The 23,358-nt window shown below is 74.7% G+C and carries 18 protein-coding genes and 1 tRNA gene; 10 read left to right on the top strand and 9 right to left on the bottom strand.

All coding sequences use genetic code 11. The features are described from left to right. Nucleotide 1: 1 nt before the first annotated feature. Genes GCU56_RS15600 through GCU56_RS15590 form a run of 3 tightly spaced genes read right to left on the bottom strand, consistent with a single transcriptional unit; the run spans nucleotide 2 to nucleotide 4,927 of the window. Nucleotides 2-1,084: a PEP/pyruvate-binding domain-containing protein gene (locus GCU56_RS15600; protein WP_345771868.1), complete on the bottom strand. Its 1,083-nt coding sequence runs from the start codon at nucleotides 1,082-1,084 to the stop codon at nucleotides 2-4. After that, nucleotides 1,081-2,901 carry a PEP-utilizing enzyme gene (locus tag GCU56_RS15595; RefSeq protein WP_163482663.1) on the bottom strand — a complete coding sequence of 607 codons (1,821 nt, stop codon included), beginning with the start codon at nucleotides 2,899-2,901 and terminating at the stop codon, nucleotides 1,081-1,083. Before GCU56_RS15595 ends, GCU56_RS15600 begins: the two co-directional genes overlap by 4 nt. Next, complete coding sequence (locus GCU56_RS15590; protein ID WP_163482662.1) at nucleotides 2,885-4,927, bottom strand: acetoacetate--CoA ligase; 2,043 nt, start codon at nucleotides 4,925-4,927, stop codon at nucleotides 2,885-2,887. Before GCU56_RS15590 ends, GCU56_RS15595 begins: the two co-directional genes overlap by 17 nt. 94 nt (nucleotides 4,928-5,021) lie before the next feature. Between GCU56_RS15590 and GCU56_RS15585 the strand changes: the two genes are divergently transcribed. From GCU56_RS15585 to GCU56_RS15570, 4 genes are read left to right on the top strand one after another with little or no spacing between them, the layout of a single operon-like run. Next, the gene (locus tag GCU56_RS15585; RefSeq protein WP_163482661.1) at nucleotides 5,022-5,912 is read left to right on the top strand and encodes an IclR family transcriptional regulator domain-containing protein; all 891 of its coding nucleotides are present in this window, start codon (nucleotides 5,022-5,024) and stop codon (nucleotides 5,910-5,912) included. After that, nucleotides 5,909-6,556: an HAD family hydrolase gene (locus GCU56_RS15580; RefSeq protein ID WP_163482660.1), complete on the top strand. Its 648-nt coding sequence runs from the start codon at nucleotides 5,909-5,911 to the stop codon at nucleotides 6,554-6,556. Before GCU56_RS15585 ends, GCU56_RS15580 begins: the two co-directional genes overlap by 4 nt. 16 nt (nucleotides 6,557-6,572) lie before the next feature. After that, a complete protein-coding gene (locus GCU56_RS15575; RefSeq protein WP_163482659.1) occupies nucleotides 6,573-6,917 on the top strand; it encodes a cupin domain-containing protein in 345 nt (114 codons plus the stop codon). Nucleotides 6,918-6,957: 40 nt separating this feature from the next. Next, complete coding sequence (locus GCU56_RS15570; protein ID WP_163482658.1) at nucleotides 6,958-7,971, top strand: zinc-binding dehydrogenase; 1,014 nt, start codon at nucleotides 6,958-6,960, stop codon at nucleotides 7,969-7,971. 141 nt (nucleotides 7,972-8,112) lie between these two features. Here the strand turns inward: GCU56_RS15570 and GCU56_RS15565 are convergent, their stop codons facing one another. The 3 genes from GCU56_RS15565 to GCU56_RS15555 form a co-directional block, all read right to left on the bottom strand. Continuing rightward, nucleotides 8,113-9,276, bottom strand: coding sequence for an acyl-CoA dehydrogenase family protein (locus GCU56_RS15565; protein ID WP_345771867.1), 1,164 nt, complete (start codon nucleotides 9,274-9,276; stop codon nucleotides 8,113-8,115). Further along, a complete protein-coding gene (locus GCU56_RS15560) occupies nucleotides 9,273-11,267 on the bottom strand; it encodes an ATP-binding protein (RefSeq protein ID WP_163482657.1) in 1,995 nt (664 codons plus the stop codon). Before GCU56_RS15560 ends, GCU56_RS15565 begins: the two co-directional genes overlap by 4 nt. A gap of 79 nt (nucleotides 11,268-11,346) precedes the next feature. Then, complete coding sequence (locus GCU56_RS15555; protein WP_163482656.1) at nucleotides 11,347-12,960, bottom strand: carboxyl transferase domain-containing protein; 1,614 nt, start codon at nucleotides 12,958-12,960, stop codon at nucleotides 11,347-11,349. Between the two features lie 57 nt (nucleotides 12,961-13,017). On the opposite strand from GCU56_RS15555, the gene GCU56_RS15550 reads away from it, so the two are divergent. Then, nucleotides 13,018-13,608 carry an SACE_7040 family transcriptional regulator gene (locus GCU56_RS15550; RefSeq protein WP_163482655.1) on the top strand — a complete coding sequence of 197 codons (591 nt, stop codon included), beginning with the start codon at nucleotides 13,018-13,020 and terminating at the stop codon, nucleotides 13,606-13,608. A 56-nt stretch (nucleotides 13,609-13,664) separates the two neighbouring features. Here the strand turns inward: GCU56_RS15550 and GCU56_RS15545 are convergent, their stop codons facing one another. Continuing rightward, nucleotides 13,665-15,590, bottom strand: a complete 1,926-nt coding sequence (locus GCU56_RS15545) for a hypothetical protein (protein ID WP_163482654.1) — start codon at nucleotides 15,588-15,590, stop codon at nucleotides 13,665-13,667. A 123-nt stretch (nucleotides 15,591-15,713) separates the two neighbouring features. After that, on the bottom strand, nucleotides 15,714-16,931 hold the full coding sequence (locus GCU56_RS15540; protein WP_163482653.1) for a hypothetical protein: 1,218 nt from the start codon (nucleotides 16,929-16,931) through the stop codon (nucleotides 15,714-15,716). A 147-nt stretch (nucleotides 16,932-17,078) separates the two neighbouring features. Between GCU56_RS15540 and orn the strand changes: the two genes are divergently transcribed. From orn to GCU56_RS15515, 5 genes are all read left to right on the top strand, one after another. Beyond that, nucleotides 17,079-17,756, top strand: a complete 678-nt coding sequence (gene orn / locus GCU56_RS15535) for an oligoribonuclease (RefSeq protein ID WP_163482652.1) — start codon at nucleotides 17,079-17,081, stop codon at nucleotides 17,754-17,756. 68 nt (nucleotides 17,757-17,824) lie between these two features. Then, nucleotides 17,825-17,900 (top strand) — tRNA-His (locus tag GCU56_RS15530). 260 nt (nucleotides 17,901-18,160) lie between these two features. Further along, the gene (locus GCU56_RS15525; protein ID WP_163482651.1) at nucleotides 18,161-19,669 is read left to right on the top strand and encodes a mannitol dehydrogenase family protein; all 1,509 of its coding nucleotides are present in this window, start codon (nucleotides 18,161-18,163) and stop codon (nucleotides 19,667-19,669) included. After that, on the top strand, nucleotides 19,666-20,400 hold the full coding sequence (locus GCU56_RS15520; RefSeq protein WP_163482650.1) for an HAD family hydrolase: 735 nt from the start codon (nucleotides 19,666-19,668) through the stop codon (nucleotides 20,398-20,400). Before GCU56_RS15525 ends, GCU56_RS15520 begins: the two co-directional genes overlap by 4 nt. A gap of 23 nt (nucleotides 20,401-20,423) precedes the next feature. Next, complete coding sequence (locus GCU56_RS15515) at nucleotides 20,424-20,669, top strand: hypothetical protein (protein ID WP_163482649.1); 246 nt, start codon at nucleotides 20,424-20,426, stop codon at nucleotides 20,667-20,669. Between the two features lie 30 nt (nucleotides 20,670-20,699). Here the strand turns inward: GCU56_RS15515 and GCU56_RS15510 are convergent, their stop codons facing one another. Further along, nucleotides 20,700-23,243 (bottom strand): HAD-IC family P-type ATPase, encoded by a 2,544-nt coding sequence (locus GCU56_RS15510; RefSeq protein WP_163482648.1) that lies wholly within the window; start codon nucleotides 23,241-23,243, stop codon nucleotides 20,700-20,702. Nucleotides 23,244-23,358 lie beyond the last annotated feature (115 nt).

Genomic DNA, 23,358 nt, shown 5'->3' with positions numbered 1-23,358 from the left:
GTCAGCCCTCCGACGTCGGGCGGTTGCCGCCCAGCAGGTTGATGACGTGGTCGAACGGCCGGGCGGTGGGTGTGGCCACCTTGGCGCGGTCCTTCTCCGCCCACACCGTCTCCGGCCGGCTCTGCAACAGGTAGACGTTCTCGCCCGCAGGCGCCGACCGCGACACCGCCCACTCGATGTCCTGCGGCACCCCGTAGTGCGCCTCGATCCGCCGGGCGACCGCGACCAGCGCCGCGATCTCCTCGTCGCTGATCGACGGGACGTCGCGCAGCTGGCCGGGGACGTCGGTCTCGACCACCCCCGAGCCGCCGGGGTCGGGCTGGTGCCAGCGGGACTTGGTCGCCACCGTCCGCTTGGTGATCTCGCCGGTCACCTTGCTCACCACGAAGGAGTCCGGGGTGACGTCGCCGCTGACCACCGCGGAGCCCAGCCCCCAGCTGGCGTCGATGGCGATCACCGACCGGTCCCCGGTGAGCGGGCTGCGGGTGAACATGACCCCGGAGCTGCGGGCGTCGACCATCCGCTGGACGACGACGGCCATCGCCAGGTCGGTCTCCGGGATGCCGCGCCGCAGCCGGTAGGTGACCGACTCGACGCTGTACAGGCTGGCCCAGCAGCGGCGCACCGAGGCGAGCACCTCGTCGGCGCCGCGGATCCACAGGTAGGTGTCCTGCAGCCCGGCGAAGCTCGCCTCGGCGCTGTCCTCGCTGGTCGCGCTGGAGCGCACCGCGACCGGCAGCCGCGCGTTGCCGGCGTCGTCGCAGAGCCGGCCGTAGGCCGCGGTGACCGCGTCGGCCAGCCCGGCCGGCAGCGGCGCCGCCGCCACCCGGGACCGCAGCTCGGCGCAGGCGGTGCCGACCGCGTCGGCGTCGGCGGGGTCGAGACCGCTCAGGCCGGTGCCCGGGTCCAGCGCCTCGACGGCGGAGCGGAAGGCCGCCGTCGTCACGACGAACCCGTCGGGCACCTGGATGCCGGCCCGCCGCAGCTCGCCGAGGCTGGCGCCCTTGCCCCCGACGGTCGGCACGTCGGCGAGGCCGACGTCGGCGAACGCGACGACGGGCGCGGCGGTGGTCACCGCGGTCACCCCAGGACCGTGACGACACCGCGGTCGCCGTCGACCCGGACGCGGTCACCGGTGCGGATCCGGGCGGTGGCGCTGCCGGTGCCGACGACGGCCGGCATCCCGTACTCGCGGGCCACGATCGCCGCGTGGGACATGGTGCCGCCGATGTCGGACACCGCCGCGGCGATCTTGCCGAACACCGGCCCCCAGCTCGGTGCGGTCACCGGGCAGACGAGCACCTCGCCCTCGCGGATCTGGCCGATGTCGTTGACGTTCAGCAGCACCCGGGCCACGCCCTCCACGACCCCCGGTGAGGCGGCGTACCCGCGCACCGTCGACTGGTCGTCCTCCTCGCTGCCCAGCCAGGTCTCGACCGTCTCCTGGGTGATGCCCCACAGCATCTTCACCGCGGGGTCGTTGAGCGCCTCGGGGACGGCGCCCAGAGCCGGGGGCGGTGACCAGCCCGACAGCGCCTCGACGATGCGCTTGCGCTCGGCGACGATCGGCTGCCAGTGCCGGGCGCCGAGCTCGGTGCTGCCCGAGGCCCAGGCGAGCATCACGTCGGCGAGGGCGTCCTCCACCTCGACGTGCCGCAGGTGGAACACGTCGTCGGCCTCGGCGAGCACCCCGCGCCGGGCGAGCAGCGTCCCGAAGGCGCGGATCTTCTGGAAGAAGCGGGTGGTGAACCAGTGCTCGCAGTAGAACTTGTGCGCCTCCACGTAGGGGAACACCATCCGGCAGACGCCGAGCATCTGGTCGAAGGCGGCCTGCTCCTCCTCGCTGCCCAGGAGCGCGCGGTACTCCCCCGCGATCCGGTCGCGCTCCTGCGCCAGCCGCTCGGTGGGCCGGGTGAGGTCCTCCCCGGCGCGGACCTGCTCGACGTAGCGCGGCAGCGCGGCGAACGGGACGGTCAGGTCGTCGGCCCAGGACAGGTGGTGGTGGTAGAAGCCGTCGCCGACGGAGACGTTGAACCAGGGGTCCTTGGCCTCCTCCAGGGCGGCCAGCCAGCGGGCTCCGCCCTCGCCGCGCTCACCCAGCGCGGCGAGCACCTTGACCGGGTCGCTGCCCTCGACGAACAGGTCGGCGACGTCGTTCTCGACCGCCAGCCGGGCCAGCTTCTTGAGCTCGTCGTCGGGCCGGTACATGGTGACGTCGATGCCGGCGACCATGCGGGCCACCATCTGGTCGCCCATCTCCGGGAACGCCTGCTTGCAGAACTCGAAGAAGACGACGTAGGCGCCGTAGCCGAGCATCAGGAACTCGGTGTGGTGGTGCCACATCTTCGAGTAGAGGTCGATGCAGCGGTGGAAGCGCTCGCGGAGGAAGTGGTTGGAGGCGAACCCGCGGGCCTCGGTGACCACCGAGAGGTCGTCGAGCTCACCCAGCTCGGGGACCTCGACCGCCTCGATGTCGGCGATCAGCGCCTCGATCCGCTGCTGCCAGCCGGCGTAGAGGGAGTCCCAGTTGGCGTAGTAGTGGCCGGCCCGCTCCTGGAAGTGGCCCAGCCGCTCCTCCACCTGCGCCGGGTCGGTCACCGGGTTGGCGGTGATGTAGACCCGCCCGTTGACGATCCGGTAGTCGATCCCCATGGTCGTCGGGAAGGAGAACAGGCGGGCGGTGTTCGCCCCGATGGCGGTGTAGGGGATCTCCGAGGTGATGCCGTCGAAGGCCGGCACGACCTCCGGGAAGTGCATCGAGTTGTAGAACCAGAACCGCTGGTCGTCCTCGGGCTGGAAGCGGGAGAAGTAGGGGTACATCGCCTCCCAGCCCTCGGCGCCCGGAACCGGGGCGATCTGCGACGGCAGCGGGAACGAGCGGTCCTCAGCGGGCTGGCTCATGGGTCGTCTCCTCGACGGTGAGGGGTCGGTTCTCGGTGTGCGTTCGGGCGTGGGCGACGTAGTCGGTGAGCGCCTCGGGGTCGGCCATGGCGCTCGGGTCGGCGACGGCGGCGGGATCGGCGCCCAGCAGCAGCCGGCGGACCGGGATCTCCATCTTCTTGCCGCTGCGGGTCAGCGGGACCGTGCCGACGGCGGAGATCACGTCGGGCACGTGCCGCGGGGTGTACTCCTCGCGCAGCCGGCGGCGCAGCCGGGCCTGCAGCGCGTCGTCCAGCTCGGCACCGGGGGCCAGGACGACGAACAGCTGCATCACCGACCCGCCGCCGTCCACCGGGAGGTCCACCACGAGCGAGGAGACCACCGCCGGGTCGTCCTCCACCACGCGGTAGATCTCCGCGGTGCCGATCCGGACGCCCTGCCGGTTGAGGACGGCGTCGGACCGGCCGCGGACGAAGCACCCGCCGCGCTCGTTGAGCTCGAAGAAGTCACCGTGCCGCCAGACGCCGGGGAAGGTGTCGAACCAGCTGGCCCGGTACCGCGCGCCGTCCTCGTCGCCCCAGAGGAACAGCGGCATCGACGGCATCGGCGCGGTCACCACCAGCTCGCCGAGCGGGCCCACGACGGGGCGTCCCTCGTCGTCCCAGGCCTGTGCGGCGACGCCCAGCGAGCGGGCCTGGATCTCCCCCGCGTACACCGGGAGGGTCGGCACCCCGCCGACGAAGCCGGTGCAGCAGTCGGTGCCGCCGCTGCCGGTGGCCACCCACAGGTCGGGCTTCACGGCGTCGTGGAACCAGGCGGTCACCGCCGGGGAGACCGGGGCGCCGGCGGGCATGACCACCTCGAGGGCGGAGAGGTCGAAGCGCTCCCGCGGGACCAGGCCGGCGCGGCGCACCGACTCGACGAAGGTGGGACTGGTGCCGAACATGCGGGCGCGACTGTCCTGCGCCAGGCGCCAGAGGATGCCGACGTCGGGGTGCGCGGGGCTGCCGTCGTAGAGCACCGGCACGATGCCCTGGAACAGCATGCCGACCAGGAAGTTCCACACCATCCAGCCGGTGGTGGTGAAGAACAGGGCCCGGTCGCCGGGGCGCAGGCCGAGGTGGAACGCCTGCAGCTTGAGCTGCTCGAGCAGGATCCCGCCGTGCCCGTGCACGATCGCCTTGGGCAGCCCCGTGGTGCCGGAGGTGAACAGCACCCACAGCGGGGCGTCGAAGGGCAGCTGCTCGCAGGCGAACCCGTCGGCGGGGACGTCGGGCCCGGCGAGGACGTCCGCCCACGAGGTCCTCGTGCCGGGCAGGCCGAGCACGGGGACGACGACCACCTCGCGCAGGCCCGGGAGCCCCGCCACGAGCTGGTCCACCTCGCCGCGGCGGTCGAACTCCCGCCCGGCGTAGCGGTAGCCGTCGGCGGCGACGAGCACCGTGGGCTCGAGCTGGGCCAGCCGGTCGAGCGCGCCGGGGGCGCCGAAGTCCGGCGAGACGCAGGCCCACACCGCGCCGATGCTGGCCGCCGCCACCACCGCGACCACCGCCTCCGGGACGTTGGGCAGGTAGCCCACCACCCGGTCACCCGGCCGGACGCCGCGGTCGCGCAGCCAGGTGGCCAGCAGCCGGACCTGGCGGCCGAACTCCTCCCACGGCAGCTCCTGGAGCCCCGCGGTCTCGCTGGCGTACAGCAGCGCGGGCGTGCCCGGGCGCTCCTGGCGCAGCACCTGCTCGGCGGCGTTGAGCCGAGCACCGGGGAACCAGCGGGCGCCGGGCATGGTGGGGTCGGCCAGCACCGCCGTGGGCGGCGTCGACGCGCGGACGTCGAACCAGTCCCAGATCGCCTGCCAGAACTCGTCGAGCTCGGTGGTCGACCACTCCCAGAGGGCGGCGTAGTCGGCGAACGTCCGGCCGGTGCGGCGCTGCGCCCAGCGGGTGAAGGCGGTGAGGGCGCTGGCCTCGACCCACTCGGGGGACGGCGTCCAGAGCAGGTCGCCCTCGGCGACGGGCGCTCCCGCGCGGCGCGGTGCCGTCGTCGCCATGGCCGAGACACTGGTCGAGCGGCGATGTGATCGGCAACACTCTTCTGCGGCGGTTTCGCAGGGCGAAAAGCCGCAGGCGGCGGGGAGGGGACGCATGCGCGAGTACCGGGTGAAGCCGGTGGAGTCGCTGTCCCGCGGCCTGCGCGTGCTGCAGGTCCTGCAGGACATGCGGGCGGCCAGCCTGCACGACCTGCACCTGGCGACCGGCATCCCGAAGCCGACCCTGACCCGCATCCTCTGGACCGCGCACGGGCACGGGCTGGTCTGGCAGCGGATGGTCGACGGCGCCTTCCTGCCCAGCCACACGCTGCAGCGCCGGGTGCAGATCGACGACGGTGAGTGGCTGGCCGAGATCGCCTCGCCGGTGCTCGCGGAGCTGTGCTCGCGGGTGCAGTGGCCCTCGGTGTTCTCCGTCCCGCGGCTGGACCACATGGAGACGGTGGAGACCAACAGCTCGCGCACCTACTTCGACGCCCTGCCGGCGCGGCCCCGCGGCTTCCGGGTCAACATGCTGGGGTCGGCCTCCGGGCGGGCCTACCTCGCGTTCTGCCCCGAGCAGGAGTTCGAGGCCGTGCTCCAGCGGCTGCGGCTGCGCGCCGCACCGGCGCACCGCCTGGCGTTCGACGACGCGGCGCTGCGGCAGCTGGTCGAGACGACCCGACGCCGGGGGTACGCCGTCCGGGCCCCCGACTTCGGCGGGGACCACGACCGGCCGCGCAGCGAGGTCGACGACGGCCGGGACTCGATCGCGATGCCGGTGCGCCTGGACGGCCGGGTCGCCGGCTGCATCAACCTCACCTGGCGTCGGGAGGTCCTGTCGCTGTCGACGGCGGTGCGACGCCATCTCGAGGACCTCCGGACCGCCGTCGCCACCGTGGAGGAGCGCGCGCGGGCGGCGGGGCTCGGGGGGAGCGGCGCGGGCGGGTCCGGGTCCGCCGGAACCGGGTTTGGCGCGCGGGGGGAGCCCGGTACTCCCCCGGCATGACCCCGACGGTCGTCGTCGACCTGGACAAGGTGCTGCTCGCCGGTGACGCCTCGACGCTGTTCCTCTCCGGCCGGTTGCGGCAGGCGCCGTGGCGGGCGCTGCTCCTCCTGGCCGCGGCGCCGTTGCTGGTGCCCGGCGCGATGCTGCCCTGGACCCGGCCGCTGGCCGCCCGGCTGCTCACCCGCCTGGCGGTCGGGGGCGCGACGGCCACCGACGTCGAGTCGGTGGCCGACGCCTACCGCGCCGTGCTGGCACGCCGACCGGAGGCCGCCGTCGCGGACGCGATCGGCAGCGTGCGCGCGCACCGGGCCGCCGGCGACCTCGTGGTCGTCGCGACCGGCTGCGAGCAGACGCTGGCCCGCGGCTTCCTGACCGCGATCGGCCTCGGGGACGTCGACGTCGTCGGCTCGACCGGGTCGCTGCGGCCGCTGCGGGTGCGGCGGGCGATGGGCGGCACCAAGGTGGAGATGCTGACCGAGCGCGGCCATCCCCCGCCGTGGGCGGCGGTGTACAGCGACAGTCCCTCGGACCTGCCGCTGTTCGCCGGCATGCCGCGGCCGGTGCTGGTCAACGCCGACGAGCGGGCCGCGACCCGGGTGACCCGCGTCCTGGGCCGCCGTCCGGAGACCGTGACCTGGCGCTGAACCCGAGGAGGACCCCGTGACGACCGACCTGGACGAGCTGGCCACCGTGCTCCTGGACCGCGCCGCCGGCTCACCGGCCCGCCGGGCCGCCGAGTCGCTGCACCCCTTCGGTGCCGGGCTGCGGCAGACCCTGCTGGCGCTGCTGTCCGGGGCCGAGCTGGCCGAGCACGAGGCGCCGGGGGCCGCCAGCCTGCAGGTGCTGCGCGGCCGCGTGCGGCTGATCGCCGGTGACGACGGCGTCGACCTGGGCCCGGGCCAGCTGGCGCCGATCCCGCCGCGGCGGCACGGCGTGCGCGCGCTCGAGGACGCCGTGGTGCTGCTGACCGTGGCGGTGCCCGAACCGGTGCCGGTGGCCGACTGACGAGGTCGCCTCCCCCGGCTGCCACGGGTAGGAAGACGCCGTGCGAGCCATCACCTACACCCAGCCCGGCGGTCCCGACGTCCTGCAGCTGGTCGAGCGCCCGATCCCCGAGCCCGCACCCGGTGAGGTACGGGTGCGGGTCGCCTTCTCCGGGGTCAACCCGACGGACTGGAAGTCCCGCACCACCGCCCAGCCCGGCCCCGGCGGCCAGGTGCCCGACCAGGACGGGTCGGGCACCGTCGACGCCGTCGGCCAGGGCGTGGACCCGGTGCTGGTCGGCGAGCGGGTCTGGATCTGGGAGGCGGCCTGGCAGCGACCCTGGGGGACGGCGGCGGAGTTCACCGTCGTCCCGGCGCGGCACGTCGTCCTGCTGGGGGCGGCCCCCTCGTTCGAGCTCGGCGCGGCCCTGGGCATCCCGTTCCTCACCGCGCACCGCTGCCTGACCGTGGCCGAGTCGGTGCCCGACCGCCTGGGCCCGGGGGCGCTGACCGGCCACACCGTGCTGGTGCAGGGCGGCGCGGGAGCGGTCGGCAACGCCGCGATCCAGCTGGCCCGCTGGGCCGACGCGACGGTGATCGCCACGGTGAGCAGCCCGCACAAGGCGCAGCTGGCCGCGGCCGCCGGTGCCGACCACGTCGTGGACTACCGGCAGCAGGACGTCGTGACCGAGGTCCGCAAGATCGCGCCGGCGGGCGTCGACGCGATCGTCGAGGTCGCGGTGGCGCAGAACGCGGCGGTCGACGCCCAGCTGATCGCGCGGCACGGCGCCGTCGCCAGCTACGCCGGCACCCAGGGCGACGAGATGACCGTGCCGATCCGCGAGCAGATGCAGGCCAACGCCCGCTGGCAGTTCGTGCTCGTCTACACCGAGCCGGAGCGCGCCAAGGCGCTCGCCGTCGAGGACGTCGCGACCGCCGTCGCCGACGGCGCCGTCCGGGTCGGGGCGGACGCCGGCCTGCCGCTGCACGTGTTCCCGCTGGCCGAGACCGCGCAGGCGCACCGGGCGGTCCAGGACGGCGCCGTCGGCAAGGTGCTGGTCGACGTCACGGCGTAGCGGAGCCCGGTCGCCTCGGGTCCCGGCGCCAGCGGACCCTCCGCGCCTCGATCATGGGGGCGTCGCCCCGGGACACGCCGTCGCCGGCATGTCGGGGCGACCGTCCCCCATGATCGACGGCGGAGCGGAGCAGGACGCCCGTCAGCCGACACCGAGGTCGCGGGCGATGAGCATCCGCTGCACCTCGCTGGTGCCCTCGCCGATCTCCAGGATCTTCGCGTCCCGGTAGAACCGGCCGACCGGGAACTCGTTCATGAACCCGTAGCCCCCGTGGACCTGGGAGGCGTAGCGGGCGTTCTCCATCGCCATCTCCGAGCTGTACAGCTTGGCGATGGACGCCTCCCGCTTGAACGGCTCGCCGCGCAGCATCTTCTCCGCCGCCCGGTAGTAGGCCAGCCGGGCGGTGGAGGCGCGCACCTCCATGTCGGCGATCATGAACTGGATCGCCTGGTTGCGGCCGATCGGGTGCCCGAAGGCCTCCCGCTGCGCGGCGTACCTGACCGACTCGTCGACGCAGCCCTGGGCGAGGCCCACCGCGAGCGCGGAGATCGCGACCCGCCCCTCGTCGAGGATGGAGAGGAACTGCGCGTAGCCGCGGCCGCGCTCCCCCACCAGGTTCTCCTCGGGCACCCGCACGTCGGTGAACGACAGCTCGCGGGTGTCCGAGGCGTTCCAGCCCACCTTCGAGTAGCGCTGGCCGACGGCGGAGCCCGGCGTCCCCGCCGGCACGAGGATCGCCGAGATCTCCTTGCCGCCGTCCGGACGGGTGCCGGTGACCGCGGTGACGGTGACCAGGTCGGTCATCCCGGTGCCGGCGTTGGTGATGAAGGCCTTGGACCCGTTGACCACCCAGTGCCCGTCCTCGAGGCGCGCGGTGGTGCGGGTGGCGCCGGCGTCCGACCCGCCGCCGGGCTCGGTCAGCCCGAACGCGCCCAGCGCCTCTCCCGCGCACAGCCGGGGCAGCCAGCGCTGCTTCTGCTCCTCGGTGCCGAACCGGTAGATCGGCATGGCCCCGAGCGAGACGCCGGCCTCCAGGGTGATCGCGACCGACGAGTCGACCCGCGCCAGCTCCTCCAGCGCGACGCAGAGGGTGAAGTAGCTGCCGCCCGACCCGCCGTACTCCTCGGGGAAGGGCAGCCCGAACAGGCCGAGCTCCCCCATCTGCCGCACGATCGCGGTCGGGAACTCGTCGGCCTCGTAGAACGCCCCGATCTGCGGGGCGACCACCTCGTGGGCGAACTCCCGCACGACCTTCCGCAGGGCCTCGGTCTCCTCGTCGAGCCGGTAGTCCAGCACTCGGGTCACTCCCCCTCGTCGGTGGCCGGTGGGGTCACCACGGCCACCCGCTCGTCGAGCCGGACCTGGTGGCCGGCCGTCACGCCGAGCTCGGTGACCGTCCCCGCGAGGGGCGCGGTCAGCACGTGCTCCATCTTCATCGCCTCCACGACCAGCAGCGGGGTCCCCGCCTCCACCCGGTCACCCACGGCCGCCTGCACCACGGTCACCGTGCCGGGCATGGGAGCGGCGACCACGCCGTCCCCACCCGCGCCCTCGACGGCGGAGTGCAGCCGCTCGTGCTCGCGCAGCACCGTCGCCCGCCCGTCGGCGGCCAGCCACACGTCCCCACCGGCGTGGACGACGGTGTACGGGGTGGTGACGCCGTCGAGGGTGACGCGCAGCTCGGCGGCGTCGCGGTGCGCGGCGGCCGCCATCGGCCGGCCGTCGCCCACGCACAGCTCCGCGGCCGACGACCGGCCGCGCACCCGGACGGTGACCGGGTCCCCGCCGGCGGCCTGCAGCCGGCGGACGGTCCAGGCGGGCTCACCCAGCCGCCAGCCGTCGGGGACGTCCCAGCGGTCGACGACCGGCCCGGCCGGCTCGGCCTCCAGCTGCAGGGCCAGGGCGGCCGCCGCGTACACCGCCGGCGGGACGGGGCCCGCGGCGGTCAGCGCCTCGCCGCGGCGCTCGATGAGGCCGGTGTCCAGCCGCCCGGCGACGACGTCGGGATCGGCCAGCAGGGCCCGCAGGAACGCGGTGTTGGTCGGCACCCCGAGGACGGCGGTGTGCCCCAGCGCCCCCACCAGCCGGGCCCGCGCGGTCTCCCGGTCGGGGCCGTGCGCGACCACCTTGGCCAGCATCGGGTCGTAGTCGGGGCCGACGACCGACCCCACGGCCAGGGAGGTGTCCAGACGGACGCCCGCCCCGGCCGGTTCGCGCAGGCCCAGGACGGTGCCGGTCTGCGGGAGGAAGCCGCGGGCCGGGTCCTCGGCGTAGAGCCGCGCCTCGACGGCGTGGCCGGTGAGCACGACGTCGTCCTGGGTGAGGGGCAGGCGTTCCCCGGCGGCCACGCGCACCTGCAGCTCCACCAGGTCCAGGCCGGTGACCATCTCGGTGACCGGGTGCTCGACCTGGAGCCGGGTGTTCATCTCGAGGAAGAAGAAGTCGGCCGGCCGGTCCGCGTCGACGATGAACTCGACCGTGCCCGCGCCGGTGTAGCCCACGGCCCGGGCGGCCTCCACGGCGGCGGCGCCCATGGCGGCCCGTTGCGCGTCGTCCAACAGCGGCGACGGCGCCTCCTCGACCACCTTCTGGTGCCGGCGCTGCAGGCTGCACTCGCGCTCGCCGAGGTGGACGACGGTGCCGTGCGCGTCGCCGAGCACCTGCACCTCGATGTGCCGGGCGGAGCCGATGTACCGCTCGACCAGAAGCGTGTCGTCGGCGAAGGAACCGCGGGCCTCCCGGCGAGCGGCGGCGATCGCGTCCGACAGCTCCGCCTCGGAGCGGACGACGCGCATGCCCTTGCCGCCGCCGCCGGCGCTGGGCTTGAGCAGCACCGGGAAGCCGGCCTCGACCGCGGCGGCGGCCACGGCGCCGTCGTCCATGCCGGGCTCGGCGCGGCCGGGGACGACGGGCACGCCGGCGGCCGCGACTGTCTGCTTGGCGCGGATCTTGTCGCCCATCGCCTCGATCGCGGCGACCGGCGGACCGATGAAGACGATCCCGGCCCGCTCGCAGGCGCGGGCGAACTCCACGTTCTCCGAGAGGAAGCCGTAGCCGGGGTGGATCGCCTGCGCACCGGTGCGGGCGGCGGCGTCGAGCACCCGGTCGATCGACAGGTAGCTGTCCACCGCGGGCGCCGGACCGATCGGGACGGCGACGTCGGCCAGCCGGGTGTGCAGCGCTCCGGCGTCCGCCTCGCTGTGGACGGCGACCGAGCGGATGCCCATCGACCGCAGCGTGCGGATGACGCGGACGGCGATCTCGCCGCGGTTGGCCACGAGCACTGTCCCGAACACCTACGCCACCGACCCTTCAGGACCTGCGGCGCCGAGAGTCCCGGCTCGGTCGCGGACTCTCGGCGCCGAGAGTCCGGTCTCACATGCGGAAGACGCCATAGCCGACCTCCTCGAGGGGCGCGTTGGCGCAGGCGGACAGGGCCAGGCCGAGGACGGTCCGGGTCTGGGCGGGGTCGACGACGCCGTCGTCCCAGAGCCGGGCGGTGGCGTAGTACGGATGGCCCTGGTGCTCGTACTGCTCCCGGATCGGCGCCTTGAACGCCTCCTCGGCCTCGGCCGGCCAGTCCTCGCCCCGGGCCTCGGCACCGTCACGGCGGACCTGGGCGAGCACCGACGCCGCCTGCTCGCCGCCCATCACCGAGATGCGGGCGTTGGGCCAGGTGAAGAGGAACCGGGGCGAGTAGGCGCGGCCGCACATGGAGTAGTTGCCGGCGCCGAAGGAGCCGCCGATGACGACGGTCAGCTTGGGCACCCGGGCGCAGGCGACGGCGGTGACCATCTTGGCGCCGTGCTTGGCGATGCCCCCGGCCTCGTAGTCGCGGCCGACCATGAACCCCGTGATGTTCTGCAGGAACAGCAGCGGGATGCTCCGGCGGTCGCACAGCTCGATGAAGTGCGCACCCTTGAGCGCCGACTCGGCGAACAGGACGCCGTTGTTGGCGACGATCCCCACCGGGTGGCCGTGCAGCCGGGCGAAGCCGGTGACCAGCGTCTGCCCGTAGAGCGGCTTGAACTCGGCGAAGCGGCTGCCGTCGACCAACCGCGAGATGACCTCACGGACGTCGTAGGGGGTGCGCGGGTCCGGCGGCACCACCGCGTAGAGCGACTCCGGCGGGTGCAGGGGGTCCTCCGCCGGCTCGACGTCCCACGGCCGCGGCGCGCGCGGGCCGAGCGTGCCGACGATCTGGCGGACCAGCTGCAGCGCGTGCCCGTCGTCCTCGGCGAGGTGGTCGGTGACCCCGCTGACCCGGCTGTGCAGGTCACCTCCGCCCAGCTCCTCGGCGGTGACCACCTCGCCGGTCGCGGCCTTCACCAGCGGCGGGCCGCCCAGGAAGATCGTGCCCTGCTCGCGGACGATGACCGCCTCGTCGCTCATCGCGGGGACGTAGGCGCCGCCGGCCGTGCAGGAGCCGAGGACGGCGGCGATCTGCGGGATCCCGGCCTTGGACATCGTCGCCTGGTTGAAGAAGATCCGGCCGAAGTGCTCGCGGTCGGGGAAGACCTCGTCCTGCATCGGCAGGAACGCCCCGCCGGAGTCGACCAGGTACACGCACGGCAGCCGGTTGTGCAGCGCCACCTCCTGCGCGCGCAGGTGCTTCTTCACCGTCATCGGGTAGTAGGTGCCGCCCTTGACGGTGGCGTCGTTGGCCACGACGACGCACTCGCGCCCCGCGATGCGGCCGATGCCGGTGATGATCCCGGCGGCCGGCGCATCGCCGTCGTACATGCCGTGCGCGGCCAGCGGGGAGAGCTCGAGAAAGGGGCTGCCGGGGTCGAGCAGGGCGTCGACCCGCTCGCGGGGCAGCAGCTTGCCGCGCTCGACGTGCCGCTGACGGGCCCGCTCGCCGCCGCCCTCGGCCACCCGGCGCAGCTGCGTGGCGAGGTCGGTCGCCAGCGCGGCGTGCGCCCGCGCGTTGCGGTCGGCCGCCGCGACGTCGGCAGGGGCGGTGCGCGCGAGCACGGGGGCGTCCACGGCGGTGATGTTAACGACGGTTCACATCGCGGGTCAACGACCGTTAACATCGGCCCCGTGGACGTCGACACCGCGCTGCACGCCGACGCCGCCCGCCCGTCCCGCCGGGAGCAGATCCTGCGGGCCGCGGCGCAGCTGTTCGCCGAGCGCGGGTCCCGCGCGGTGGGCGTGGACGACGTCGGGGCCGCGGTCGGCGTCACGGGGCCGGCCATCTACCGGCACTTCGCCAGCAAGGACGCGATGCTCGCCGAGATGCTGGTGCGGATCAGCGAGCGGCTGCTCGCCGGGGGCACCTCGCGGGTCGCCGCGGCCGGGGCCGACCCGCTGGCCCAGCTGCGGACGCTGATCGCCTTCCAGGTCGACTTCGCGCTGGACAACCCGGCACTGATCACCGTGCACGACCGCGACCTCGGCTCACTGCCCGGCGACGAGGCGGCCCAGGTGCGCCGGCTGCAGCGCCGTTACGTCGAGGTGTGGGTCGCCGTGCTGGTCGCGCTGCACCCCACCGCCGGGGCGCCGTCCTGCCGGGCGCGGGCGCACGCGGTGTTCGGGCTGATCAACTCGACGCCACACAGCGCCGGCGGGCTCCCCCGGGCCCAGATGGCCACCCTGCTGGCCACCATGGCCGAGGCCGCCGCCACCTCCTGACGCCCCGGGCTCCTCCGCGGACGTCCCGGGGACTTTCCGCGGAGAGTCCCGGGAGCTCAGTCGGTGGTGGCGACCGGTTCGGGGACGGGGAGGACCAAGCTGACACCGGCGACGGCGTCGAGGTCGGCGGTGCTCCCGGCGTCCCCGGCTGCCGACCAGGCGGCCTCCACGATCGTGACCCGGCTGCCCGACACGGCGCTGGCGTACTCCGCGCCCGAGAGCTGCTCGGGTCCACCGGCGTACCGGACACCTTCGCGCAGCAGGTCGCTGACGTTGCCGCTGCCGTTGCGGTCGGTCAGTGCGCGCAGCGCCCGGGCCCCCGCGGCGTCGCCCATGTCCACCACCGAGACCGAGACGACGGCGGGGCGGCCCTCGACGTCCGTGGAGTACAGCGCACGGGCCAGGCCGGCGCACTCGGTGTCCGCGAAGAAGTCGGCCACGGCGCCGTAGGCGTTGCCGGCGCAGCTGGGGTCGACCCGCACCTCCTGCAGGACGAACGTCCGGCCGTCGACGACCTCACGGTCGCCGGGTGCCGGCTCGGCGGCGGGCGCCTCCGGGACGGTGGTGTCGGACGCCGGGGAGGTGCTGGCTCCCGCCTCGTCCCGGCCGCCGTCGCCGAGCAGCAGCGCGCCGCCGATGCCCAGGACGACGACGAGCACCAGCGCAGCCGCGAGGAGCAGCAGCGTCCGCCGGGACGAGCCGCGGTGCTGCCGGGGACCGACCAGCGGAACGCCGCCGGCGACCGTCGGCTGCGCGGCCGGGGCCCGCGGCGGGGGCGCCGCCGCGGGTGACCGGTGGCCGGGCGCCGCCTGCGAGTCCCGCCCCTCGGGGGCGACGGGCCCCGGGGGGGCGGACTCGAAGGCGGCGGACGGGGAGGCGGCGGGCGTCAGGGGCGCTGGGGTGTGGGGCTCGGCGGTGTCGGGCTCGGCGGTGTCGGGCTCGGCATCGGCGAACAGCCCGCCGATGCCTCCGGTCTCCTCGGAGACCACGCCCACGGTCGGGCCGACGAGGGTGGTCCCCGCAGCGCCCGGTCCCGGGCGCGCCCGGCCGTCGGATCCCGGCTCGGGCGGGACCCCGCGCTCCGGCCGGGCCGGCACGGCGACAGGCGTGGCCTGGGCGGCGTCGCGGGAGGCGGCGGCGCGGGCGGCGGCCTCCTCGTCGGCACGGATGGCCGCGGCGGCCACCGCCGCGGCGGCCACGGGATCCACCAGCGGCCCGCTGGGTGCCGGGCGAACCGGTGCCGGCGGGGGGGCCGCGGGCGCGACGCCGGCCTCGCCGAAGCGGGGGGCCGCGGTCATGGCCGCCGGCGCCAGGAGCTCGGGGGTGCGCAGCACGTACGGGGAGTACGGGAAGCCCTCGCCGTTGAGCTGCTGGACCGAGGGACCGCGGCCGGCCACGCCGAGCGCCTCGAGCGCGGCGCGGACGTCGGCCGTCGTCCACAGCCGAGGGTTGTCCACGCCGGTGTAGCGGGCCGCGCGGGCGATGCCCAGCAGCAGGGACCGGGGGTCGAGGATCGCGACCTGGTCGCCCTCGCCGAGGTCGCCGTCGGCCGGGACGAGCCCGGTCAGGTCGCCGACCAGCACGGTCAGCCGGGCGATCCGGCCGGGCTCCAGGCCCGCGCGCCGGAGCCGGACGGCGGCGTCCATGCCGGCGCGCATGAGCCCGTCCAGCGGCGAGGAGCCGCCTCCGGCGAGCTGCAGCACGTCGCCAGGGCCGGCACCGGGGCCGATGGACCACGATCCCTCGGGCAGCGCGGTCACCACCCCGCTCTGCCGGACGACCTCGACGACCCGGACGACGGCCAGCCCCTCGGGCACGAAGAGCACGGCGTCGGAGATCCGCCGTTCCAGGGGTCCGTCCACCATCGGGACGGAGGCGACCACCGCGCCGCGCACGGCGCCGCCGGTGTCCCAGCGGGCCAGCTCGGCGAAGAGGGCACGCTCCCCCGCCGTCTGCAGCGGCACGGGGGTCAGGGGCAGCACGTCGTCCTCCGGGATCAGGGAGCGGTGGGAGTGGCGGCAGGCCGCACGGGGCACCGCGAACGGGACGGAGACCGCACCGCTGTCACGTCGACGTTACGTCATGTGACGGCGCGGTCCGGTGGCTCAGCGGGTCGGCGCGCCGCCGGTCAGCGGCTGCGGGACGACGTCGCGGCCGGGCTCCACCGGTGCCTGCCAGCGGGCCAGCCAGCGGGAGGTGGTGAGCACGTCGACCGCCGTCCAGAGCACCGTGAAGGTGGCACCGACGAGGAGCACCGACCACCAGGTCCAGTCCCACGGCGGCAGGAGACCGAGGGCGTCCTGCACCGCACCGGCACCGTAGAAGACCGCGGCGACCACGGGCCCGGCGAGCCAGCCCGGCACCCGGGCGGTGACGGCGAGGTCGATCGCGACCGCGGCGACCACGAGGACCAGGGGCAGCACCGACGGCGGGAAGTCCAGCGCCACCAGGCCCAGCCACATCACCGCGCGGTAGGCGAGGTAGGTGGCCGCGATCACGGTGGCCGTCCAGCGCAGGCCGACCAGCTTGCGCGCCACGACGAGGGAGAGCAGGCCGGCGCAGAGCATCCAGCCGGGGTGCACCCAGGCCGGCACGGGCAGCATGAACATGGTCGGCGTCTGCCCCTGGGAGGCGGCGAAGTCCAGCAGCTGCGGCTCGGCCGTCGTCCGGCCGGCCTCGTAGGCCTGTAACGACAGGACGCCGTACTCCTGGTGCTGGTTCGGGAAGACGACGTTCTCGACGAAGAACAGCCACAGCCCGAGCGAGACCAGGTCGCGGGTGCGGCCGGGCGCGGCGTAGAGCCACCAGCCGCGGATCGCCCCGGCCAGCATGATCGCCGTCCCGACGTAGAGCAGCCCGTGGCTGGGGCTCCAGCTGGTGATGTCCAGGCCGTTGATGCGGTGGTTGAGGATGTCGATGGGGACGGCCACGAGGAACGCCGCGATACCCCACTGCATGAGCCGCAGGGCCCGCCGGTCCACGCCGTAGCCGCTGTAGCTGTGGAAGACGACGAGGGCGACGACCACCGCCGTGCCGGCCGAGTTGAGCAGGTGCGGCGGGGCGAGGTCGTCGCGCAGCCAGCGGAAGTGCCAGGAGACGTCCCACGACGAACCGAGCATCTTGAGCAGGAACGCCCCGAGCCACGCGGTGTAGATCCACCGCAGCTCCTGCTGGCTGGTCGGCCGGCCCGGGCGACCCGGCGTCATGTACGCCAGCCACAGCCACCGCAGCGTGGCGAACGGGTGTCGCAGCGCGGCGGGCAGGGACCCCGGGGCCGGCGGAACCGTCCGGACGGTCGCGACGGGTGCGGCGGCAGAGGGCACAGGGACTCCTGGAATCGGGACGGACCGGCCCGAGCCTAGTGCCGGATCGGATGCATTCCGACCCCTCGACTGGCAACGGTGTGGCGGGTGCGGTATGCGCATGGCGCCTCGGGCGGGCAGGGCGGACGGGACGTAGGGTCGTGCGACGTGGCGGACAGCGCGGGGCACCTGGTCTGGATCGACTGCGAGATGACCGGGCTGGACCTGACCCGGGACAAGCTCATCGAGGTCGCGGTCCTGGTCACCGACTCCGAGCTCAACGTGCTCGACCCCGGCCTGGACCTGGTCATCTCCGCCGAGGACGCCGACCTCGACGGCATGGCCGACGTGGTGACCGAGATGCACGCCAAGTCCGGGCTCACCGACGCCGTCCGTGCCGCCACCCTCACCGTGCCCGAGGCCGAGCAGCAGCTGCTGGCCTACGTCAAGCGGTTCGTGCCCGAGCGGCGGACGGCTCCGCTGTGCGGCAACTCGATCGGCACCGACCGCGGCTTCCTCGCCCGCGACATGCCGGAGCTGGACGACCACCTGCACTACCGGATGATCGACGTCTCCTCGATCAAGGAACTGGCCCGGCGCTGGTTCCCCCGCGTCTACTTCGCCCAGCCACCCAAGGGGCTGGCCCACCGCGCGCTGGCCGACATCATCGAGTCGGTGCGCGAGCTCGCCTACTACCGGCGGACCCTCTTCGTCGACGCCCCAGGTCCCTCCACCACCGAGGCGCAGACCGCCTCGGCACAGGTCGTCGAGTCCTTCGCCGCGGTGTTCGCGGCGGAGGACGCCGGCGCCGCGAGCTCGCCGCCCCCGGCCGCGTCGGGGGCCTGACCCCCTCCGGTATCGTGGTGCCGTTCCCCGGCCGGTCCGCTCTCGCCAGCGCCCGGCCGGGAGACGTGGTGGGTGTAGCTCAGTCGGTAGAGCACCAGGTTGTGATCCTGGGTGTCGCGGGTTCGAGCCCCGTCACTCACCCCACCGGGAGAGGCCCTGGTCAGTCCACTGACCAGGGCCTCTCCTGCTCGCGGGGCCGAGCTGCACGCCGCGCCCGCTGCCACGTCCGGCGACACGCCGGGCACCCGTCGGTCCCGAGCCCCGGCCCCGGGCTCCGGGCCCCGACGAGGGCTGCACCACACCTGCCCCGTTCCGGATTGGCACGGCGGCGTCCTGGGCATGGCCGTGGAGCGGCCTCGGGTGAACAGCCACCCCGTTCCGCTCCTCCTCTCCGAGAGCTCGTGATGACGTCTGCTCCCACCCGGGTGACGGCCGCCGCCGTCGCCCTGTCCGACCGCACCCTCACCGACCTGCCATCCGGGGTCTCCGCCCCCACCTACGACCGCGCGGCCCTCCAGCCCGGCATCGTGCACATCGGCGTCGGCGGCTTCCACCGCGCCCACCAGGCCGTCTACCTCGACGAGCTGGCCCGCCAGGGATCGACCGAGTGGGGGGTGGTGGGCGTCGGGCTGCACAGCCGCGAGATCGGTGAGGTACTCGCCGGCCAGGACGGGCTCTGGACCGTCGTCGAGCGCGCCGCGGACGACGACCGCGCCACCGTCGTGGGCGTGCTGACCCGCTACCTCCACGCCCCCGAGGACCCCGAGGCGGTGCTCACGGCGCTGGCCGACGAGCGCACCCGCGTGGTGACCCTCACCATCACCAGCACCGGCTACCGCGTGGACGCGCACACCGGCGAGTTCGACGCCGACGACCCGCACGTCGCCCGCGACCTGGAGGACCCCGGCACCCCCGAGACGGTCTTCGGCTACCTCGTCGAGGCACTGCACCGCCGGCGGGAGGCCGGGCGGGCACCGTTCACGGTGCTCTCCTGCGACAACATGCAGTCCAACGGCACGGCGGCCCGCACCGCGGTCGTGTCCTTCGCCCGCTTGCGCGACGACGACCTCGCCGAGTGGATCGACCAGCACGTGACCTTCCCCAGCAGCATGGTCGACCGGATCACCCCCAACACCACCCCCGAGGAGCGGGACGCCATCGCCACCGCCACCGGCGTCGACGACCGGTGGCCGGTGATCACCGAGCCGTTCCGCCAGTGGGTGGTCGAGGACTCCTTCTGCAACGGCCGGCCGCCGCTCGAGGAGGTCGGCGTCCAGTTCGTGGCCGACGTGTCGCCGTACGAGACGGTGAAGACCCGGCTGCTGAACGCCGGGCACAGCGCCATCGCCTACCTGGGCTACCTGGCCGGCCACCGGACCACCGCCGACGTGATGGGCGACCCGGTCTTCCGCACGTTCCTCGCCCGGCTGATGGCCGAGGAGATCGCCCCGTCCCTGCCCGAGGTGCCCGGCGTCGACCTGGCCCAGTACCAGGCCACGCTGCTCGACCGGCTGGCCAACCCCCGGATGGCCGACCAGCTGGCGCGGTTGTCCCGCCGCGGTTCCAGCAAGATCCCCAACTACCTCCTGCCGTCGGTGCAGGCGGCCATCGACGACGACCGCCCTCACCACCTGCTGTGCCTGGCGGTCGCCGGCTGGCTGCGCTACCTGCGCGGCTCCGACTACGCGGGCGAGGAGGTCCCCATCCAGGGGCCCCGCCCCGACCTCGTGCCCATCGCGCAGGAGGCCGGTGGCGACGCCACCCCGCTGCTGTCGGAGCGATCGGTCTTCGACTCCATCGGCCGGGAGCCGCGCTTCGCCGACTGCGTCCAGCGGGCCCTCTCCGCGCTCGACCGGCAGGGTCCGCGCGAGGTCATCGAGGAGTTCCTCCGCGCCGGTGGGGACGCGTCATGACCGGCCGGCCCACCCTGGACCCGGCGGCCACGACCACCCTGCTCTGCGACGCCGACGGCACGCTCTTCCCCTCCGAGGAACCGGCGTACGCCGCATCGGCCGACGTCACCAACCGCTTCCTCGCCGGCCTGGGCGCCGACCGCGCCTTCACCCCGGACGAGTTGCAGCGCATGACCAACGGCAAGAACTTCCGTGCCGCCGCCGGGCAGCTCGCCACCGGCTACCGGCGCGAGCTCACCGGCGCCGACCTGGAGCACTGGGTGGTCGAGGAGAAGGACGTCGTCACCGCGCACCTGCGCACGGTCCTGCGCCCCGACCCCGCGGTGCGCGGGCCGCTGGAGCGGCTCGCCGGACGGTTCGCCCTCGCCGCGGTCACGTCGAGCGCGTCCTCCCGGCTGGCCGCCTGCCTCGAGGTGACCGAGCTGGCTCCGCTGTTCGACGCCGACCGCAGGTTCAGCGCCGAGGACTCGCTGACCGAACCCACCAGCAAGCCGGACCCGGCCGTGTACGTGCACGCCGGCCGCACGCTCGGGGTGGGGCCGCCCACCGCGGTCGCCGTCGAGGACTCGCTGAACGGCGCACGGTCGGCGGTGGCCGCCGGGTACCCGACCATCGGGATCCTCCAGTTCGTCCCGGAGGCCGACCGGCGGGCCCGCGCCGATGCCCTGCACGGGGTCGGCGTCGCCGCGGTCGTGGACTCCTGGGCCGACGTGGCGGAGCTGCTGTGCTGACGCCGGCGAGCACCGGCAGGACGGTGCCGAGCCGAGCCCGGCGGCCCACGGCCGACGCCGGGCGCGGCGACGGCCCCGGTGGGCAGCTGGTGCTGCACTGGGGCGGCCCGCGCCACGGACAGGTCGACCACGTGCCGCCCGAGCTGCTGACGTCGGCGGTCCTCGTCTACGACGGGCCCCGCTGGTTCGGCGTCTACCAGCGGTTCCAGCCCGTGCAGCTGCAGGACACCGCTCAGGGCCCGGCCGAGGTCTGGGTCGTGCGGGAGTAGCCGCTGCGCGCCGGTCGCCGCCCGGTCCCGTCAGCCGCGGGGTGGTGCGGTGCTGCCGGGCCGGGCCAGCCCGAGGGCACGGTCCAGCAGCCGGAAGCGGTAGACGACGCTGAGCAGGACGAACCAGATGACCAGGGCCGGCAGCACGGCCTGGAAGACCGGCTCCGCGGCGTCGGTGACGCCGAAGTAGTCGGTGAAGGCCGGCAGGTACAGCCCGGCGCTGAAGACCACCACGAGCACGGCGACGAGCACCGCCGGACGCCGGTCGCCGTCCGGCCGGGTCCACGAGGCGAAGGCGCGGTGCGGCGGCTTGAGGAACAGGATCAGCACGAAGGCGGCGTAGGAGACGAAGGTGGACAGCCCGGTCTGGGCCCCCAGCGTGGCCGCTGCCTCGGCGAAGCCGACGTCGTCGGAGGAGACGCCGGTGTAGCGCTCGAACTCGTCGACGACGAACGCGGGGACGCCGGGGTTGCTCAGCCCCTGGACGAGATCGGTGTAGAGCTTGGCGTACACGCCGACCGCGGCGGCCGCCGTGACCACCGCGGCGGGGACGACGAACCGCCCCAGATCGGCCAGCAGGTGCGGGTCCGGCGGCGCGGGGCGGGCCCACATGGTGAGGAACACGGTGGGGACGCCGACGGTGAGGAGGGTCAGCCCGACCTGCGCGGGCGAGTAGGGGAAGCCCAGCCCGAGCATGGTCACCGCGGCGATCACCAGGCCCTGGGTGCCGACCCGGGCGAGGAACACCTGCATCGAGGTGCCGATGCCGCTGATGATCCGGCGGCCCTCCTGCTGGGCCGGCAGCAGCGCGGCCAGCGAGTCGTCGGTCAGCACGATGTCGGCGACGTCGCGGGTGACCGCGCTGCCGCTCCTCATCGCCACGCCGACCTGGGCGCGCTTGAGCGCCCGGGCGTCGTTGACGCCGTCGCCGATCATGGCCACGTAGCGGCCCTGGCGGCGCAGCGAGGCGACGAGGCGTTCCTTCTGCTCCGGGGCGATGCGGCCGAACACCGTGGTGCGGGCGACGACCCGGTCCAGCTCGGGATCGGCGAGTGCGTCGAGGTCGGCGCCGGTCACCGGCTCGCCGCCGGTCAGCCCCGCCTGCAGCGCCAGGGCGGCGACGGTGCGGGGATCGTCGCCGGAGACGACCTTCAGCTCGATGCCGTCGGCGAGCAGCCGGGCGATCGCCCCGGCGACGTCCGGGCGGAGCTCGTCGGCGAGGGAGACGACGGCGAGCGGCTCGAGCGCGGGCAGCCGTGCCCGGCCGGCGCCGTCGCGGAGCGGCGCGGCGGGGTCGACGGCCCGGGCGACCACGAGCACCCGGAGCCCCTGGGCGGCCTGCTCGGCCACCGCGTCGGCGAGCGGTGCACCGGACAGCTGCGGAGCCAGGGCGTCGGGGGCGCCGAGGACGTACACCCCGTCGTCCGTGCGCAGAGCGCTCCACCGCAGCGACGAGGAGAACGGGATCTCCTCGCGGACCGGCCACGCCTCCCCCGGCAGCGCAGCGGCCAGGGCCGAGCCGGTCAGGTTGGCCGCCGACGCGCTGCGGGCCATCGAGCCGGCCAGCCGCTGGACGTCGTCGGCGGCGAGCGACCCGACCGGTCGCACCGCGGCCAGGGTGAGCCGGCCGGTGGTCAGCGTGCCGGTCTTGTCGGTGCACACGACGTCGACGTTGCTCACCGACTCCACCGCGTTGACCCGCTGGACCAGCGCTCCCCGCCCGGCGCTCTTCGCCGCGCCGACCGTGTAGGCGACGGCGACGAGGAAGAACAGTCCGTAGGGCACCAGCCCGGACAGCACAGCGGTGGTCTGCACGACCCGGACCAGCGAGAACCCCTCGAGGGCGGCCTGGAACAGGATCGTCGCGCTCATGAGCGTCACGAGCAGCATGACCAGCCGGACGACGAAGTCGATGCGGTGCTGCAGCGGCGTGGTGTCGGTGGAGGCGTGCCGGGCGTCGGCGGTCAGCCGGCTGGCGTAGCTGGCCGGCCCCACGTCGCGGGCGAGTTGGTGACCGCCCCCACCGACGCAGGAGCTGCCCGACAGGAGGTCCTCGCCCGGCTCCTTGACCAGCGGGTCGGACTCGCCCGTGAGCAGGGACTCGTCGACCTCGATCCGGCCGCCGTCGAGGACCGGACCGTCGACGACGACCTGGTCCCCGGGGGTCACGTGGAGGACGTCGCCGGCCACCACCTCCTCCGGCGCGACCTCGGCGTCACGGCCGTCGCGGACCACGGTGACCCGGCTGCGGTTGAGCAGTTGCAGCCGGTCCAGCTTCCGTTTGGCACGGATCTCCTGGACGGCGCTGATCGCCGCGTTGAGCAGCCCCAGGCCGACGCTGATCACCGCGTCGTTCCACCGACCCAGCGCCAGCAGCGCGGCGCCGATCGTGAACAGGATCGAGTTGTAGGAGTTGAAGACGTTCGTGCGCAGGATCCGCACGTAGCTGCGGGAAGACCCGTCCCCGGCCCCGTTCCCCTGCCCGCGACGCAACCGCTCGGCGGCCTCGCGCGCGGAGAGGCCCTCGGGCGCCGACGCGGCACCGCGCCCGGTCCCGGTCTGCTGCACGTCCATCCGGCCGGCCTCCCGCCTCCCGGGGGAGTGTCTCCCGCCCGGCTGCCGGGCGCCCGTCCGGCACCCGCCGGCGCACGTGCCCGGGCGCGCGCTCTTGACACCGGATCGATGGTAA

Source organism: Geodermatophilus sabuli (assembly GCF_010686765.1).
Classification (GTDB): domain Bacteria; phylum Actinomycetota; class Actinomycetes; order Mycobacteriales; family Geodermatophilaceae; genus Geodermatophilus; species Geodermatophilus sabuli_A.
Note: the sequence above shows the minus strand (reverse complement) of the source record. Positions and strands in the feature narration are given on the sequence as shown.

Bases quoted from the DNA above. Each gene is read 5' to 3' on its own strand.
- GCU56_RS15590 (WP_163482662.1), bottom strand. From the start codon at position 4,927: ATGGCGACGACGGCACCGCGCCGCGCGGGAGCGCCCGTCGCCGAGGGC.
- GCU56_RS15510 (WP_163482648.1), bottom strand. From the start codon at position 23,243: ATGGACGTGCAGCAGACCGGGACCGGGCGCGGTGCCGCGTCGGCGCCC.
- GCU56_RS15595 (WP_163482663.1), bottom strand. From the start codon at position 2,901: ATGAGCCAGCCCGCTGAGGACCGCTCGTTCCCGCTGCCGTCGCAGATC.
- GCU56_RS15520 (WP_163482650.1), top strand. From the start codon at position 19,666: ATGACCGGCCGGCCCACCCTGGACCCGGCGGCCACGACCACCCTGCTC.
- GCU56_RS15580 (WP_163482660.1), top strand. From the start codon at position 5,909: ATGACCCCGACGGTCGTCGTCGACCTGGACAAGGTGCTGCTCGCCGGT.
- GCU56_RS15525 (WP_163482651.1), top strand. From the start codon at position 18,161: ATGACGTCTGCTCCCACCCGGGTGACGGCCGCCGCCGTCGCCCTGTCC.
- GCU56_RS15585 (WP_163482661.1), top strand. From the start codon at position 5,022: ATGCGCGAGTACCGGGTGAAGCCGGTGGAGTCGCTGTCCCGCGGCCTG.